This window comes from Faecousia intestinalis, from assembly GCF_040096185.1.
GTDB lineage: Bacteria > Bacillota > Clostridia > Oscillospirales > Oscillospiraceae > JAZOXB01.
This window is the reverse complement of record NZ_JBBMFF010000244.1, coordinates 1-14,696: the sequence shown is the minus strand read 5'-3', so window position 1 is coordinate 14,696 and position 14,696 is coordinate 1. Positions and strand designations below refer to the sequence as shown.

Sequence of the window (14,696 nt, the reverse complement as noted above, 5' to 3'; positions counted from 1 at the left end):
AGCAATGGTTAACGAAAAAAGCAGCGCCGTGGGCGTAAATATACAGGAAAAGGCCACGATGATCTGGAATGTGGCGGATGTGCTTCGTGGGCCGTTCAAGCCCCACGAATATGGCCTTGTGATCCTGCCGATGACGGTGGTCAAGCGGTTTCACGACTGCCTGCTGCCTACCCACGATGCGGTGATCGAGCAATATGAAAAGGTTAAGAAGCTGGCGGTTATCGACGGCTTTCTGACCCGTGCTTCCGGCTATCAGTTCTATAACACCAGCCGGTTTACTTTTGAGAGCCTGCTGGCCGACCCGGACAACATTGAAGCAAATTTCCGGGACTATCTGGCCGGGTTCTCCGGCAATGTGCAGGATGTGCTGGCCAAGTTCGATTTTGACAACATCATTCGCCGTATGGTGGAGTGCAACAGCCTGTATCTGGTCATCAAGGAGTTCAACTCCCCCAAAGGCTACCTCGGCCCGGATAAAATCAGCGCCGTGGACTGCGGCTATATCTTTGAGGATCTCGTCAAGCGCTTTTCCGAGTCCTTCGGCGAGGAGGCCGGAGCGCACTTCACCAGCCGGGACATCATCTATCTGATGACCGACCTGCTGCTGTGCGACGCCAAACTGGATGACGGCAATGTGACCGTGTACGACATGACAATGGGTACCTCGCAGATGCTTTCCTGTATGGAGGAGCGCATCCACGAGCTGAACAGCGATGTGGAGGTGACCTGCTTCGGGCAGGAGTTTAACCCCTCCACCTTCGCCATTGCAAAGGCGGATATGATGATCCGGGGCGGCGATCCCAATAATATGCGGTTCGGTGATACGCTCTCCGACGATCAGTTCCCGGGCTTCACCTTCCGGTACTGCATTTCCAATCCGCCCTTCGGCATCGACTGGAAGCGGGAACAAAAGGCGGTGGAGGCCGAAGCCGCCAAGGGCGAGCTGGGGCGCTTTGCACCCGGTCTGCCGAAAATCAGCGACGGCCAGCAGCTTTTTGTGCTCAACGGCCTGTCCAAGCTGGCGCCGGGCGGCAAAATGGCGATCATTCAGAACGGCTCGCCGCTGTTTGCCGGTGATGCCGGGAGCGGCCCCAGCAATATCCGCCAGTATATCCTGGAAAACGATTGGCTGGACGCCATTGTTCAGCTTTCCACCGACCAGTTTATGAACACCGGCATTTCCACCTATATCTGGGTGCTGTGCAAGGACAAGCCCGCCTACCGCTGCGGCAAGGTGCAGCTCATTGACGCGTCCCACTGCTATGAACAGCGCCGCAAAGCCATCGGCACCAAGCGCAACGACATCAGCGATCATTGCCGGGAGCTGATCGTGCAGGCCTACGGCGAATACCGGAACAACGCCTTGTATGGGGACAAGTCCGGCGTGTACTGCGAGAGCAAGATTTTTGGCAGTGAGGAGTTCGGCTACAACAAAATTGTAGTGGAGCGTCCGCAGCGGGACGAAAACGGCGAGATCGTGATGAAGCGGGGCAAGCCGGTGGCGGACACCGCCCTGCGGGACACCGAAAATGTGCCGCTGGTGCAGGACCTTGACGCCTATTTTGCCCGGGAAGTTCTTCCCTACGCCCCGGATGCGTGGATCGACAAGAGCAAGACCAAGGTGGGCTATGAAATTCCGATGACCCGCTATTTCTACGAATATCAGCCGCCGGAGCCGGTGGACGACATTGTGGAGCGGATTCAAAAGCTGGAGCGTGAAATTGCCGACAGCCTGAACACGCTGTTCCATAAGGAGGTCTGACGGCAGATGCGTGAAATGAGAGATAGCGGGATTGAGTGGGTTGGACAAATACCAAAGGGATGGGAATTGCGCAGAGCAAAGACACTATTTACACAAAGCAATAGTAAAGGAAATAAAATTGAAGTTTTGCTTTCTCCAACACAAAAATACGGAGTTGTTCCGCAAAGCCAACTTGAGGGCGTTGTCCAAGTTAAGGAAGATACAGATCTACAAATGTTCAAAACAATACATAAAGGCGATTTTGTTATCAGTCTAAGAAGCTTTCAGGGGGGATTCGAGTATTCTTTGTATGAGGGAGTATGTTCTCCTGCATATCAAGTCTTTTATCCGACATCACCCATTTGTGACACATATTATCGTTACCTGTTTAAATCACAGAGCTTTATTAGCAAGATGAATAATCTAACAGTGGGTATTCGAGAAGGGAAAAATATCCAGTATATTGATTTCGCAAATTCTCAAATTCCAGTTCCTCCTATCGCCGAGCAAGAGCGCATTGCGGCCTTTTTGGATGCAGAGTGCGCCAAAATTGACGCTGTATTGGAAAAGACCCGTGCGTCCATTGAAGAATACAAAAAGCTGAAACAGGCGGTCATTACGCAGGCAGTCACCAAGGGCATCCGTGGGGACAGGCCGATGAAGGACAGCGGCATTGAATGGATTGGGGACATTCCAGCGGAGTGGCGGAAAACGCAGCTGCGCCATTGTGCAGCGATTAAGTCTGGAATAACGCTCGGGAAAAAGTACGAAAAAACTGACAGCCTTGTTGAACGGCCTTATTTAAGAGTTGCGAATGTACAAGATGGATATGTTGACTTGTCTGTGTTAACAACGATCAAGGTAACGCAAGATGAAGATTTAAAATACAGGTTGCATGCTGGCGATGTGCTTATGACTGAAGGCGGAGATCGGGATAAATTGGGCCGTGGCTGTGTTTGGCATGGTGAGATTGAGCCTTGCCTACACCAAAATCATATTTTTGCGGTTCAGACAAGCAAGGATACATTACTTCCAGAGTTCTTGGAATATTTAACCGTGTCTGATGTCGGGCGCTCGTATTTTGATGTGACAGCAATCAAAACAACAAACTTGGCTTGTACCAGTTCAAGCAAGGTGTTAGCATTTACAATTCCGCTTCCATCTGTTGAGGAACAAGCAGAGATTGTTGAAGCATTGAATACGAAATGCGCGGGCATTGATGCTTTGATTGCCAAAAAGCAGCAATACCTCACCGAAATCGAAAACTACAAGAAATCTCTGATTTACGAGTATGTGACGGGCAAAAAGGAGGTCAAAATAAGTGTGCTGGCTGACTGATGTGATAATCCCGATTATATGCGCACTCATTGGCGGCGGTCTAACAATGTTGGGCGTGCAACGGACATTGAAAGCTCAGAGAATTGAAAGTGACCGCATCCGAATTCAAGAGGCAAAGCCCTATTTATTTATGGAGCATCCTATGCAGGCACCTGTGTGGGACAGCATTCCGCATGTGGCATTAAAATCGGCAGAAGGCGACAGATGTGATTATTCGCTACAGTGTTATGTTAAAAACAGCGACAACGGCATCGCTGTTGTCAAGAAAGTGACTACAGACAATCATACATACATCCCAATATGGGGCAATATTGTCGATAAAAACTGCGTCACAGGTTTGAGCATCTTCTTGTCAAGCAAAAATGAAACTATGCACGGCTGGAAATTGTTCGTTGAGGACATTTATGGGAATGAGTATTGCTATCTGATGATATTAGATGGGAAAATGTTGAATATTGGCGCATGCATAGAACCCGAGATGTCACAAAAGGTAAAGTGAGGAAATCCAAATGATTACCACCGAAAAGCGCTTTGAAGCGGATATAGAATCCTTCTTTCTCTCCCCGGCGGGCGGATATACCAAGGGCGCAGACACCTATGACGCCAAACAGGGGCTCTATGTGAATACCCTGATTGACTTTGTCCAGCGCACCCAGCCTAAGGAATGGGCGCGTTTTGAAAACGCCAATCAGGTGGACCCGGTGCGGAAGTTCTGCACGGCGTTCAACACCGCCTGCGAGACGGAGGGGCTGCTCTCTGTCCTGCGCCACGGCTTCAAGCACCGTGGACTGCGTTTTCGGGTGTGCTATTTTAAGCCGGAGTCAGCCCTGAATCAGGCGGCGGCTGCCCAGTGGGCGGCAAACACCATCGAGTGCTATCGCCAGTGGTACTTCTCCGCCGATACAAAAAAGAGCGTGGATATGGTGCTGGTGCTCAACGGCATTCCGGTATTCGCTTTTGAATTAAAAAACCAGTACACCGGACAAACGGTGGACGACGCCAAGCGGCAGTGGATGTATGACCGTGACCCGCGGGAGCTTTGCTTCCAGTTCAACAAGCGCATTCTGGCCTATTTCTGCGTAGATCACACCGAGGTGTGGATGACCACAAAGCTCGCCGGAAAGAACACCTATTTCCTGCCCTTTAACCAGGGCTCCAACGGAGCCGGAAACGACGGCGGCAAGGGCAATCCGGCAAACCCAAACGGCTACCCGACGGCGTATCTGTGGGAGAATGTCTTTCAGAAGGACAGTATGATGGACATTGTCCAGAAGTTTATGAACCTGAAGGACGGCAAAACGCTGATTTTTCCGCGCTATCATCAACTGGATGTGGTGCGCAAGCTGCTGGCCGATGTCAGGCAGAACGGAGCGGGGCATAATTACCTGATCCAGCACAGCGCCGGAAGCGGCAAGTCCAACTCCATTGCGTGGACGGCTTACCGGCTGGCCTCGCTGTTCAATGAGGAGAACAAGCCGGTGTTCTCCAGCGTGGTCGTCGTTACTGACCGCACCGTGCTGGATGCGCAGCTGCAAGAGACCATTTCCGGCTTTGACCATACCCTCGGCGCTATTGAGACCATCGGGGAAGATAAGACCTCCAAGGACCTGCGGGACGCCATCAACGGCGGCGTGCGCATTATCGTCACCACCTTGCAGAAGTTCCCGGTCATCTATCAGGAAGTGGACAAGGTGGCGGGACGGAACTTTGCGATTATCGTGGACGAGGCCCATTCCTCCCAGACCGGCAGCTCGGCTCTGAAACTGAAAGCCGCCCTTGCGGATACCGAGGACGCTCTGCGGGAATACGCCGAGATCGAGGGCAAGGCCGAAGAAGAGCTGGACCCGGACGACCGCCTGATGCGGGAAATGACCGTTCAGGGGCGGCATAAGAATCTGTCCTTCTTTGCCTTTACCGCAACGCCCAAGGACAAGACGCTGGAATTGTTCGGCACGGAATATGAGGACGGCAGCTTTCATCCGTTCCACATTTACAGTATGCGGCAGGCCATTGAGGAAGGCTTTATTCTGGATGTGCTCCAGAACTATATGACCTATGACACCTGCTTCAAAATCGTCAAAACCTCGGAAGATAACCCGGATGTGCCCGCCAGCCGTGCAGCTAAGGTGATCCGCAAATATCAGGAGCTGCATCCGTATAACATCTCGCAGAAGGCACAGATCATCGTGGAGACCTTCCGGGAAACCACCCGAAACAAGATCGGCGGCAGGGGTAAAATGATGGTCATTACCTCCTCCCGCCTTGCAGCAGTGCGCTACTACCACGAGGTCAAGCGCTACATAGAGGAGCAGAAGTACAACGATGTGCAGGTGCTGGTGGCCTTTTCGGGTGCTGTGCAGGACGGTGATGAGGAGTATACCGAGCCGAAACTGAATGTTCGTGCGGATGGGACGCACATCGCCGAAACGCAGACTAAGGCGGAATTCCACGACCATTTCAATGTGCTGATCGTTGCCGAGAAGTACCAGACCGGGTTTGACGAGCCGCTGCTGCACACGATGATCGTGGACAAAAAGCTGAAGGGCGTCAAAGCGGTGCAGACGCTGTCCAGATTGAATCGCACCTGCACCGGCAAGGTGGACACTTTCGTTCTCGATTTTGCCAACAAGAAAGAGGACATTCTGGAGGCGTTTCAGCCGTTCTATCAAGAAACCTCACTTTCACAGGAGGTCAACGCTGACCTGATCTATCAGACGCAGAAGGAGCTGCGGGGATTTGCGGTCTATAACGATGCAGATATTGAGGCTTTTGCCAAGGAGTATTTCAGCACAGGCCGGCAGGATGCCCGGGCGATGGGGCGAATGACCAGCGTATTGAAGCCTGTGGCAGACCGTTATAATCAAAAAACGCCCAACGAGCGGTATCAGTTCCGCCGTCAGGTGCGCAATCTCATTAAGTGGTACGGCTATATTTCGCAGATCCTGCGGATGTTCGATAAGGAGCTGCATAAGGAATATGCGTTCTGTTGTTATCTGATCAATTTGCTGCCTGCGGAAACCACGGATATGGTGGACCTTGAGGGTAAGTTGAAGCTGGAATACTACAAGCTGCAAAAGACCTTTGCCGGAAGCATTGAGCTGGAACAGGTGAAGGGCGTGTACGAACCGGCCAAGCAAAAGGGTGCAATGGGACTGGACACAAAGTCGCCGCTGGATGAGATCATCGCCAAGATCAACGAAAAGTACAAGGGTGAATTCACCGAGGGAGACAAAGTGCTGCTGACGGCTCTGCGCAGCCGTCTGATGGCCGACAAGAAGCTGACCAAGATGGCGCAGACCTCAGATCCGCAGATTTTTGTGGAGAGCATTTTCCCCAAGGCCTTCGGAGCAGCGGCTCAGGACAGCTATCTGGAATCGCAGGATACCTATACCTCGCTCTTTGAGGATCAGCACAAGTACAATGCCATAATGAGCGCATTGGCCGATGTGGTGTATCGGGAGATGAGGATGGGCTAAAATTGATTGCTTATGTGGAGGTGAAATATAGTGGGCTATGTATATGCGACTATTAATAAAGATACTTTGGCTCATATCTGCAAAGAAAAGGGCGTATCTAGTGAATTCCTCGCCAGTAAGACAAAATTAAATATGTCTAGGCTAAATCAGTGGCTTACTCCTACTGATATAAACTTGCCAACTATCAACCAAGCGAAGAAAATTGCAGCCTGTTTGCATATACCCTTTGCAGGTCTCTATATGAATCCTTGCGATATACCATTGAAGCGTATTCCAAATATTCGGAATATGCGAACGATGTCTGGGGCAGTTAGTATTGATGACAGCTCATTAAATATCGCTATGATAGATGTTCTTCTTGAACGCGATTTTCTGTTAAGTGCCGACGATGAATTTGGAATGACTCCACCAGATTTTGAGCCGCTTATTCCTGACAGCGATTCTGTTGATGAATGGGCAAATGCGATCCGTAAACAATTCGCTATCGATCTTGGTGAACAGTATAAGTGTAGTTCTACACGCCAATTTTACCTATATGTTCGTGATAAAATCGAGACAAAAGGCGTTTTTGTGCATTGCTTCACGGATGTAACGATTGATACAGCTCGAGGCTTTTCAATTTATAATACGCTATTGCCTATTATCGGCATTAATGATGAAGATCGTCCGCCGGCAAAGACATTTACAATTATTCACGAACTAGTTCACCTATTCAAAAGGGAATCCTCCTTGTGCAATGATATGAGCAGTTCCGCATCGACTTTGTCAGAAGAAGTGTTTTGCAATGCTGTAGCGGGCGAATTACTTGTTCCCAAGAGAGCTCTTAGAATTGTACTTGAACACGGTCACTATTTTGCGCCATATTCAATTGATGATATTAAGCGAGTTGCGGATCGCTTTTCTGTAAGTCGAGAAGTAATAGTGCGCAGATTACTTGAACTTCGTAAGATTGACCAAAGCGAATATGAAACTTATGCAGATTTGTTTAGGAGAGAAATTGAAGAAGATCGGGAAAAGAGAAAAATTCAGAGGGAAAATGGAATAAAATCCTCTATTCCGCGGAATATGAGTAGAGAAGCAATCGACCGTACAAGTCCTTCTGTAAGCAAGATTTTATATCAGGGATATGTGAACGATGTGTATAGCAAACTTGATATTGCCCGCCATTTGAATGTAGGCCAAAACCATATAGACAAGTTTTTGCGGGAGGTATCCAAGTGGAACAGATGACACTATTCGATAGCGAAAGACCTTATAAGTACATAATGGACACATCGTCTATACTGTCTCAGAAACCAGGGGAAACTCATACACGGCTTGTTTATAAAAGTCAGTGGGAACGAATCGAAGAATATATGCGTTCCCATTCGATAGTAACTTGCTCTGAGATATTCGAAGAAATAAAGGATAAAGAAATTAAAGAGTGGATTTTTTCCCAACAATGTACTGTCCTTGAAATTGACGACGACATCCAAAACAATGTTAGAAAAATCGTCACTGAAAATCCGAAGATGATTGAATTTACAGGAAAAAGCGGTACATCTTCTGGCGACGCATTTCTAATTGCAACGGCTATGAAATACGGATTAATAATTATCACCGAAGAAAACAAAGACAAACAAATGAAGATTCCACAGATTAGTAAGAAGTATGGGATTACATCCGTAAACATTACTTCTTTGTGTGAAATGGAACAATGGAAATTCTAAACAGCATATTATTCAGTAATGTATGTAGAAATAGGGCACCGACCGCTTAGCCGGTGCCCTATTTCTATATGAGCCATCTATAAGTCAATAGTGATTATCAGCCGTCCTCCCATCATCGGGAGGGCGGCTTTTTTGCGTCTTGATAGAAAGATTGAGAAATTTCTCGAAACACCCTGCCAAACGGCACCCCTTATTCAGAGTAAGTAGAAGGGTCCTTTTGAAAAATTGAGGGGACTTTTCAAATTACTTTGCCAAAATCTCGAAAAAGTTCCCAATTGGTTAGTAGGAAGGCCCTGAAAAATTTCCTTCAAAATTCTATTTGTTATTTGCCAGAAAAGTTCCCAGTTGATTAGTGGGAGGGGCGCTTATAAATTTTCTTCAAAATTCTTTTTATTGTTGCCGGAAAAATTCCCAATTAAGTAGTAGAGGGGTTCGCAGAAAAATTCTCAAAAGTTTTCTCGTTCAAATCCGAAAAAATTTCCCAGTTGGTTAGTAGAGAGGATTTCAAAGAAATTTTCAAAGTTCCTTCGTACAAATCAAAAAAATTTTCCCAGTTGATTAGTGAGGGGGTTAAAAAACAGGCCTTCTCGCTGCCTACCTGTTGAGGGGATTCTCTCTGTGTACCTTGAAAATTGAATCGCCGCCTCCAAAGGATATGCTTCCGGCAAGTGACGCCACGACTTCCCGATAATTCAGGGCTCCCGCAAAATCGAAGATTTTGTGGGAAGAGGAGCAGCAGTGAAACGAATGAGCGTTCGCACGAGTGCGGAAGCGAATGATATGGAACTTGCTGCGACGAGAGCGCACCAAAGAAGCGATACGCCGTGGTGAGATTCCGGGGTAGGAACGATGCGGATGAGCGGCAGCAAGCAAAAATTACCGCAGAAATGCGGTTTCAGAACAAGCAAAGGAGGTTCAAACCTATGAAGAAAGGAGAGCTCAGAGAGCTTTATCAGATGATGTTTCCGGAATACCCGGACATTGTGACCGTCAAAGAGCTTCGGGAGATGCTGGGCATCAGCCGCAAGCTGGCCTACAAGCTGATCGACTATGGGTACATCCACGCCGTGAAGATCGGCACGACGCTGAAGATCCCGAAAATCAGCGTCATCAACTATGTGATGGAGAAGGAGGTGAAGAAAGTTGGATGAGATCAAGCGCCTGACGCCCGCCCAAAGGGCACGCTGCAACCGGCTGATCCGGAGGCTGTGCGCCAACTATGATGGCGGCAATTGCATGCCGCTGGACGACGGCGAGGGCTGTGTGTGCGTGCAGACGATTTCCTATTCGCTGCTGTGCAAGTACTTCCGGCGGGCGGTTCTACCCGCCGACAAGGTACTCTGCGCCGATATTTACCGGCAGCGCACACGGCTCTGCGACCGATGCGGAAAGCCCTTTGCACCCGGCAGCAACCGGCAGAAGTACTGCCCGGAATGCGGCCGCTCCATCCGGCGCAAGCAGAAGGCAGACTCCGCCAGACGGCGGCGCAGCGTAGAACATTAAGCACCGGGAAAGCCTTGAATTCCAAGGCTTTTGGGATAGCAAAGCGGGGGCGGGTGGCCGTTTCCATCTGCACCTGTCAAAATCCATTTCTAACATTCTACAAAGGAGAAAAATCTATGAACAACAAACTGAAAACCGTGGACGCAGAGACCCTGCTGTCCACGCCGATGAGCAAGACAATGTTCATCGTAGACGGCCTTATTTCGCAGGGTGTCAATGTCATCAGCGGTGCCAGCAAGATCGGCAAAAGCTGGCTGATGCTGTGGCTGGGGCTGCAAGTGGCGCAGGGAAACTCTATTTGGGGGCTGCCTACACTGCAATGCGATGTGCTCTATCTGAGCCTTGAGGACACCCAGCGCCGCATCAAAGACCGACTCTACAACCTCACCGACAGCGCCCCGGACAACCTGTATTTTGCCGTGACCTCCGGGCTGATCGGCGGCGGGCTGGAGGAGCAGATCACGGACTTTCTGACCGAGCATTCCGCTACCAAGCTGGTCATCATTGACACGCTGCAAAAGGTGCGGGACTCCAAGGGCAGCGCCGGAAAAGCGGGAATGTACGGCAACGACTACGACGACATTTCCTCCATCAAGCGCATTGCCGACGGCTTCAACATCGCCATTTTGCTGGTGCATCACCTGCGAAAGCTGCAAGACAGCGACGATCCCTTTAACGATGTCAGTGGCTCCACTGGCATCATCGGCGCTGCGGACACCAACTTCATCCTGCGCCGTAAGCGTAGCGGAAACGCCGCTACGCTGCTGGTCAGCGGGCGGGATGTGGAATATCAGGAACTGACCTTGCAGTTTAACGACTTGGTCTGGGAGCTGGTGGAGCGCAAGAACAGCGAGGACATTCATAAGGCGGAACTGCCGAAATTTCTGTTTCGGGTGGTGGACTTTATGGAGTGCCGCACCGAATGGGTAGGCACGGCCACGGAGCTGCTGACCGAAATGAAGGAGCAGGAGGTCACGCCCAATATGGTCACAAAGTATCTCGGTCAGTTCACCTATGAGGTGCTGGAGCCGCTGGGTATCGAGTATCGCACCAAGCGAACGGGAAAAAGCCGGCTCATCAAATTTCTGCGCCGTGACGGCGATGACGCAAATGACGCCGGGATCGCTATATAAGGAAATCCCCGTCACAACCGTCATTGCCGTCACAAACCGAAGAAAGGGGGTGAACAAATGCGCAGCAAAAACTACGGGATCAATGTCCGTGTGACCGAGCAGGAGAAGCAGAAACTACTGGAAAATGCTCGGTTCTGTTCTCTGTCGCTGTCGGAATATCTGCGGCGGCTGGGGCTTGGAAAAGAGGTCAAAGCGGCCATCACAGAGCGGGATTACCGCCTGTTTCGGATGCTGAACGGCCTGAAAGCGGAGCTCTCACAGCTTCAGAAAGAGGAAATTCTGAGCAGGCTAGAAGCAATTTTGAATGAATTAAAGTAAGCAGGTATCACGCCTGCGCAGTCTAAGCGAGCAGACTGTTTTTACTCCTGTCGGAGCCAAACAGTGTATCCGCTTGCGATGCCTGCGTCATCTGAGCGAGCAGTGCGTTTTTACTCCCGGCAGAGCCGGAGCGCAAAAACACTCGTTAGGGCGTGCCCTAAAACCCCTGAAAGAAAAAACTATGAAAGTGAGGACAACACAATGAGAAAATCGGATTTTACTTTACCCACGCTGGACGATCTGTTTTCCACGCAGGCGGAGCGGGACGATGCCAAACTGGAGCGGGTGCGGAATATTCCACTGGCCGAGCTGCACCCGTTCAAAGGTCACCCCTTCAAGGTGCAGAACAACGAGGAGATGCAGCGGATGATCGAGAGCATCCGCAAGGTGGGCGCTATTACCCCAGCGCTGGCAAGGCCGCTGCCGGACGGCGGTTACGAGCTGATCTCCGGTCACCGGCGACTGGCGGCGTGTCAGGTGCTGGGCGTCGAGACGATGCCTGTCATCGTCCGGGAGCTGTCTGACGATGAAGCGGTGATCGCAATGGTGGATGCCAACTTGCAGCGAGAGACCATCCTGCCCAGCGAAAAGGCGTTTGCCTACAAAATGAAGCTGGATGCCATCAAGCATCAAGGCATCGCTTCTGTGCAAGTTGCAGAGAAGTTGCTTAGCGTAGAAAAAGTGGCAGACGATGCAGGTGAGAGTAAAGACCAAGTGCGAAGATATATCCGCCTGACCTACCTGATCCCCGAACTGCTTTCAATGGTGGACGACGGCAAGATCGCCTTCAACCCGGCGGTGGAGCTTTCCTACTTAGACTCGTATCAGCAGCGGGCGGTACTGGACGCGATGGCGCTGAACGACTGCACGCCGTCCCACGCCCAAAGCATACGGCTTAAAAAGCTGGCGCAGGAGGGCTTACTGGATGACCAGATAATCTACGCCGTGCTGGCGGAGACGAAGCCCAACCAGCAGGAGCAGCTGAAATTCAAGCGGGAGGAGCTGCGGAAATACTTCCCCTCCGGCTACACCGAGGAGCAGATGCGCCGGGACATCATCAAGGGGTTGGAACTGCTGAAGCGGCAGAGAGAACGGAACCGGGATGCCCGCTGATTCGTATTGATGCGGCTGTAATCAAACAAATCGCAGAATAGAGAGAACTCCAAACCGATGGTATACTGATGCTGTCGGTTTGAAGTTCTGTTCTGCAAATACAAAGGACAGGAGGAAATGAAATTGGTAGCAGGACATCTGACATTGAAAAACGGCAAGTATTATGCCGTGTTGAACTATAAAAACGCCGGAGGGCAGCGAAAAACGAAATGGATCTCGCTGGGGCTTTCCGAAAAGGGAAATAAGCGCAAAGCCGAGTCAGAACTGGCAAGGCTCCGAGCGGAATTTGAGCCGCCCAAAGAAGTGGGCGACCTGAGCAGTGATATGCTGTTCGCCGACTATCTGCTGGAATGGCTGGAGATCGCCAAGGGAAGGCTGGCCCACGCAACCTACGGTGCCTATCAAGGACTGCTGAAAAGCACCATCGTCCCTTATTTTCGCAAGAAGAAATTGACACTGCGGGAACTGGAAGCCCGGCATTTGCAGATGTTTTATTCCGAAATGCTCAGGCGGGTCACGCCCAATACCGTTATCCATTATCACGCCGTCATTCACTCGGCACTGAAATATGCAGTCAAGACCGATATGCTGATCCAGAATGTGGCGGACAAGGTGGACCGGCCCAGAAAGAACAGCTTTCAGCCGGTCTTTCTCTCGGCGGACGAGATGCAGAAGATGTTTGAAGCCCTTCGGGGAACCAAGCTGGAGCTTCCGGTGCTGGTGGCTGCCTTTTACGGACTTCGCCGTGGCGAGGTGGTGGGCTTGAAATGGGATGCCATCGACTTTGAGCAGGGCACCATTTCCGTAAAGCGCACCGTGACCTCAACGATCATCGACGGCAAGTATCAGGAGTTCGAGCAGCAATCCGCCAAGACCAAGTCCAGTCTGCGCACCCTGCCGCTCATCGGCAGCTTCCGGGAATACTTTATGCAGGTGAAAGAGGCGCAGGAGCTGAACAAGCAGGTCTGCGGCAACTGCTACAACTATGAATACGATGGCTTTGTATTCGTGGATGAGTTGGGCGAGCGGATGCGGGTGGAATACCTGACCAACGCATTTCCGAAATTTCTGGAGAGTCACGGTTTGCGCCGGATGCGCTTTCACGATCTGCGTCACAGCTGTGCCAGCTTGCTGCTGGCCAACGGCGTCCCCCTCAAACACATTCAGGAGTGGTTGGGGCACAGCGACTTTACCACCACGGCGAACATCTACGCCCACTTGGATTACAAGTCCAAGATCACTTCGGCGCAGGCGATGGAGACAGGGCTTGCTCTGCCGGAGGGCGGCGACTTCAGCAGCCGCTGGAGTTCGATCAGTGCCGGGGAGAACAGCTGATTTTCTCCCTTGAAAACTGAAAATCGTGCGGGCTTTGCCCTTTAGGCAAAAATTAAAAAGCCTGTAAACGGGCTTGTTTACAGGCTTTTTGTGGCGGAGAGTTAGGGATTCGAACCCTAGAGACCTTTCGGTCTACAGCATTTCGAGTGCTGCACCTTCGACCACTCGGACAACTCTCCGTGTCTATTTTCGTCCGGTTTTCTTCCAAAAAATTGCTCGAAAATTCGTTGGGGAGAAAACAGGAGAGAAAGCAAAAAATATTCGATTTTGAGATTTTCTGTGTTGAGGAACATCAAGGAGATGCGGGGGGACGAAATTCCCAGCTTCTGCCGAAATTTCGAGTCAGTCCCGTTATGACCACTTCGATACCGCTCCGTATTGCAGACGCAGCAAAGCTTCGCAGATATTATAACAGCAGGCAGGGCAAAAATCAAGCCCGGATTTTTCTCCTGCACAAATCTCTGGCTTGCCTAACTCCGTTTTTCGTGTTATAATAATTCTATTCATACGAAAGGAATGTTCAGGACCTATGAAGATTCAGGAATCCGCCGAGAATTATCTGGAGACCATTCTGGTGCTCAAGGAGCGTAAGGGCCTTGTGCGTTCCATCGACATTGCAAATGAGCTGGAGTTCTCCAAGCCGAGCGTCAGCATCGCCATGCGCAACCTGCGCGAAAACGGCTATGTCTCCATGGACGCGGGCGGCTTTATCACGCTACTCCCGGCCGGACAGGAGATCGCCGAGCGCATTTACGAGCGCCACCGCCTGCTGACGAAGTGGCTGACCGGCCTCGGGGTCGATCCCGCGATCGCCTCGGAGGACGCCTGCCGCATCGAGCATGTGATCAGCGCGGAGAGCTTTGCCGCCATCAAGGCGCATGTCCAGAAACACGACGCAGAATAATTCGGAAATACTAAAAGCAGGGATCGGAGGCTTTCTCCGGTCCCTGTTTTTGCAGAACGCCCCACCGGTCCGGCCGGTGGGTATGATTTCAAAGAGCCCCGCAGAGTTCGCCGCCCGCAGGCGGCG

At 50.9% G+C, this 14,696-nt stretch carries 13 protein-coding genes and 1 tRNA gene; 13 read left to right on the top strand and 1 reads right to left on the bottom strand.

Annotated features, from left to right (window positions below; translation table 11 throughout):
• Positions 1-4 precede the first annotated feature (4 nt).
• From WMO66_RS10590 to WMO66_RS10535, 12 genes are all read left to right on the top strand, one after another.
• On the top strand, positions 5-1,762 hold the full coding sequence (locus WMO66_RS10590) for a type I restriction-modification system subunit M (RefSeq protein WP_349136456.1): 1,758 nt from the start codon (positions 5-7) through the stop codon (positions 1,760-1,762).
• Between the two features lie 6 nt (positions 1,763-1,768).
• Positions 1,769-3,079, top strand: coding sequence for a restriction endonuclease subunit S (locus WMO66_RS10585; protein ID WP_349136455.1), 1,311 nt, complete (start codon positions 1,769-1,771; stop codon positions 3,077-3,079).
• On the top strand, positions 3,063-3,578 hold the full coding sequence (locus WMO66_RS10580; protein ID WP_349136454.1) for a hypothetical protein: 516 nt from the start codon (positions 3,063-3,065) through the stop codon (positions 3,576-3,578). The genes WMO66_RS10585 and WMO66_RS10580 overlap by 17 nt, the downstream gene beginning before the upstream one ends.
• A 10-nt stretch (positions 3,579-3,588) precedes the next feature.
• Positions 3,589-6,555 (top strand): type I restriction endonuclease subunit R, encoded by a 2,967-nt coding sequence (locus WMO66_RS10575; RefSeq protein ID WP_349136453.1) that lies wholly within the window; start codon positions 3,589-3,591, stop codon positions 6,553-6,555.
• A 30-nt stretch (positions 6,556-6,585) separates the two neighbouring features.
• The gene (locus tag WMO66_RS10570) at positions 6,586-7,785 is read left to right on the top strand and encodes an ImmA/IrrE family metallo-endopeptidase (RefSeq protein ID WP_349136452.1); all 1,200 of its coding nucleotides are present in this window, start codon (positions 6,586-6,588) and stop codon (positions 7,783-7,785) included.
• Positions 7,782-8,264, top strand: a complete 483-nt coding sequence (locus WMO66_RS10565) for a DUF4411 family protein (RefSeq protein ID WP_349136536.1) — start codon at positions 7,782-7,784, stop codon at positions 8,262-8,264. The genes WMO66_RS10570 and WMO66_RS10565 overlap by 4 nt, the downstream gene beginning before the upstream one ends.
• Positions 8,265-9,187: 923 nt before the next feature.
• A complete protein-coding gene (locus WMO66_RS10560; protein ID WP_249318462.1) occupies positions 9,188-9,415 on the top strand; it encodes a helix-turn-helix domain-containing protein in 228 nt (75 codons plus the stop codon).
• On the top strand, positions 9,408-9,767 hold the full coding sequence (locus WMO66_RS10555) for a cysteine-rich VLP domain-containing protein (protein ID WP_349136451.1): 360 nt from the start codon (positions 9,408-9,410) through the stop codon (positions 9,765-9,767). The genes WMO66_RS10560 and WMO66_RS10555 overlap by 8 nt, the downstream gene beginning before the upstream one ends.
• Positions 9,768-9,883: 116 nt before the next feature.
• Complete coding sequence (locus WMO66_RS10550; RefSeq protein ID WP_349136450.1) at positions 9,884-10,900, top strand: AAA family ATPase; 1,017 nt, start codon at positions 9,884-9,886, stop codon at positions 10,898-10,900.
• A 57-nt stretch (positions 10,901-10,957) separates the two neighbouring features.
• Entirely contained in the window at positions 10,958-11,218 is a 261-nt protein-coding gene (locus tag WMO66_RS10545; RefSeq protein WP_349136448.1) for a plasmid mobilization protein, read from the top strand.
• Positions 11,219-11,419: 201 nt separating this feature from the next.
• A complete protein-coding gene (locus WMO66_RS10540) occupies positions 11,420-12,331 on the top strand; it encodes a ParB/RepB/Spo0J family partition protein (RefSeq protein ID WP_349136446.1) in 912 nt (303 codons plus the stop codon).
• Positions 12,332-12,475: 144 nt separating this feature from the next.
• Complete coding sequence (locus WMO66_RS10535; protein WP_349136444.1) at positions 12,476-13,666, top strand: site-specific integrase; 1,191 nt, start codon at positions 12,476-12,478, stop codon at positions 13,664-13,666.
• Positions 13,667-13,757: 91 nt separating this feature from the next.
• On the opposite strand, the gene WMO66_RS10530 is transcribed toward WMO66_RS10535, so the two are convergent.
• Positions 13,758-13,845 (bottom strand) — tRNA-Ser (locus WMO66_RS10530).
• A gap of 350 nt (positions 13,846-14,195) precedes the next feature.
• Here WMO66_RS10530 and WMO66_RS10525 point away from each other — a divergent pair.
• Complete coding sequence (locus tag WMO66_RS10525; protein WP_349136443.1) at positions 14,196-14,570, top strand: metal-dependent transcriptional regulator; 375 nt, start codon at positions 14,196-14,198, stop codon at positions 14,568-14,570.
• The last annotated feature ends 126 nt before the right edge of the window (positions 14,571-14,696 follow it).

Excerpts from the sequence above, each read along its gene's own strand:
- WMO66_RS10590 (WP_349136456.1), top strand. The coding sequence starts at position 5 with ATGGTTAACGAAAAAAGCAGCGCCGTGGGCGTAAATATACAGGAAAAG.
- WMO66_RS10525 (WP_349136443.1), top strand. The coding sequence starts at position 14,196 with ATGAAGATTCAGGAATCCGCCGAGAATTATCTGGAGACCATTCTGGTG.
- WMO66_RS10575 (WP_349136453.1), top strand. The coding sequence starts at position 3,589 with ATGATTACCACCGAAAAGCGCTTTGAAGCGGATATAGAATCCTTCTTT.
- WMO66_RS10550 (WP_349136450.1), top strand. The coding sequence starts at position 9,884 with ATGAACAACAAACTGAAAACCGTGGACGCAGAGACCCTGCTGTCCACG.
- WMO66_RS10585 (WP_349136455.1), top strand. The coding sequence starts at position 1,769 with ATGCGTGAAATGAGAGATAGCGGGATTGAGTGGGTTGGACAAATACCA.
- WMO66_RS10565 (WP_349136536.1), top strand. The coding sequence starts at position 7,782 with ATGACACTATTCGATAGCGAAAGACCTTATAAGTACATAATGGACACA.
- WMO66_RS10545 (WP_349136448.1), top strand. The coding sequence starts at position 10,958 with ATGCGCAGCAAAAACTACGGGATCAATGTCCGTGTGACCGAGCAGGAG.
- WMO66_RS10560 (WP_249318462.1), top strand. The coding sequence starts at position 9,188 with ATGAAGAAAGGAGAGCTCAGAGAGCTTTATCAGATGATGTTTCCGGAA.
- WMO66_RS10540 (WP_349136446.1), top strand. The coding sequence starts at position 11,420 with ATGAGAAAATCGGATTTTACTTTACCCACGCTGGACGATCTGTTTTCC.